This window comes from Plantactinospora sp. B6F1, from assembly GCF_040120695.1.
Taxonomy (GTDB): Bacteria; Actinomycetota; Actinomycetes; order Mycobacteriales; family Micromonosporaceae; genus Plantactinospora.
The window spans coordinates 1-1,276 of the sequence record NZ_JBEEAC010000090.1 but is presented as its reverse complement, the minus strand read 5'-3'; the positions used below and the strand labels follow the sequence as shown (position 1 = coordinate 1,276).

Genomic DNA, 1,276 nt, shown 5'->3' with positions numbered 1-1,276 from the left:
GCCGCGTTGAACGCCTTCGACATCACCTTCGACGGACGCGTCACCGCCGGCCGCCACTGACATCGACACAACTCGACACCAGCCAAGACACGCGAGAGAAATCTCCACCGTCAAGTTGACACACCCGCGGCAACCTCCTGACCGGGGAGTGTGGATCTAACGGCTCTCTCTCACATCCGGTGGTGACGGTGGGTGTTGGTTAGCCGAGCAAGATGCGGTGTCGCAGGAGGGCGAAGCCGGCGCGTCCGTACATTTGCCGCTTGATCAGTTTGGTTTTGGTGTTCACACCTTCGGTCCCGCCGTTGTGGAAGGGGTGGGTCAGGGCGGCGTTGACGGCGTCGCGGTCGAGGCCGAGGCCGCGGGTGAACGTGTGCAAGTGGGGTAGGTCCGTGGCCTTGACCTCGGTGATCCACGAGTCGAGGCGGACGTCGTTGCCGCTCGCGGGCGTGAGTAGCGCGGCGAACGAGCCGATGACGCCGGCCATGCGGTCATCTGCGGGCAGGCGCCGGTAAGGGCGTCGACGAGCGTGCGCTGGTGTTCTCTGAGCTGGTCGGGCGCGGTCAGGAGATAGCGGGTCAGACGTCTGGGCGACAGAGCCGGGCGGTCGGCTTCGACCCGGCCTTGTGTGATGTAGCGGTAGAGCAGGTTCATGCTGCCGGTGTAGCCCTGCTCTTTGATCTCGGCGAGGAGTTGGGTGGCGCCGACGGCGGGATCTTGCTTCCGGCGGCGGCGCAGGTGCTCACGGTAGGGGTCAACGAGGGTGGGTCGGTACTGCGGCGCGCGAATCAGGCGTTCAGGTTCAGTGATCCGGGCGTAGCGTTTGACGGTGTTGAGGCCGAGGTTGAGACGACGGGCGCATTCGAGCAGGCCGACGCCCTTGTCGAGCAGGTCGTGGATCTGCTGCCACCGCTGCCGGGTGGTCACGGCCCGTTTGCCTTCCTGCGGTGGCGGGCCGGCGGTGGCCCAGCACGTGCTGTGGGCGGTGACCTCCTTGCGAACGGCTTCGGCGAGGTTGTGCCACAGGTGCCAGTGGTCCGCGACTTGCATCGCCTCAGGCAGGGCGCGGCGGACCGCTTCTAATGGTGAGATCAGCTATTGGAACTGTAGGAATGCCCCGGAGTTCGCTGGCTGAGATCGGCGGCGTAGGTGGTGTCGGCGTACGGGTGTGCGTCCCCAGGTAGGTACGGATGAACGTGGCCAGGTCAGGCGACGTTGGCTTGGCCGTCGATGGCGGTGAGGCGGTTCTTGAGTCGGTAGCTGGGTCCGTTGATCGCGA

Annotated in this window: 1 pseudogene; it reads right to left on the bottom strand. The window is 65.8% G+C overall.

What is annotated here, in order from left to right:
* Nucleotides 1-199: 199 nt before the first annotated feature.
* Nucleotides 200-1,077 (bottom strand): annotated as a pseudogene (locus tag ABNF97_RS33900) (transposase); the annotation flags it as partial.
* Between the last annotated feature and the right edge of the window lie 199 nt (nt 1,078-1,276).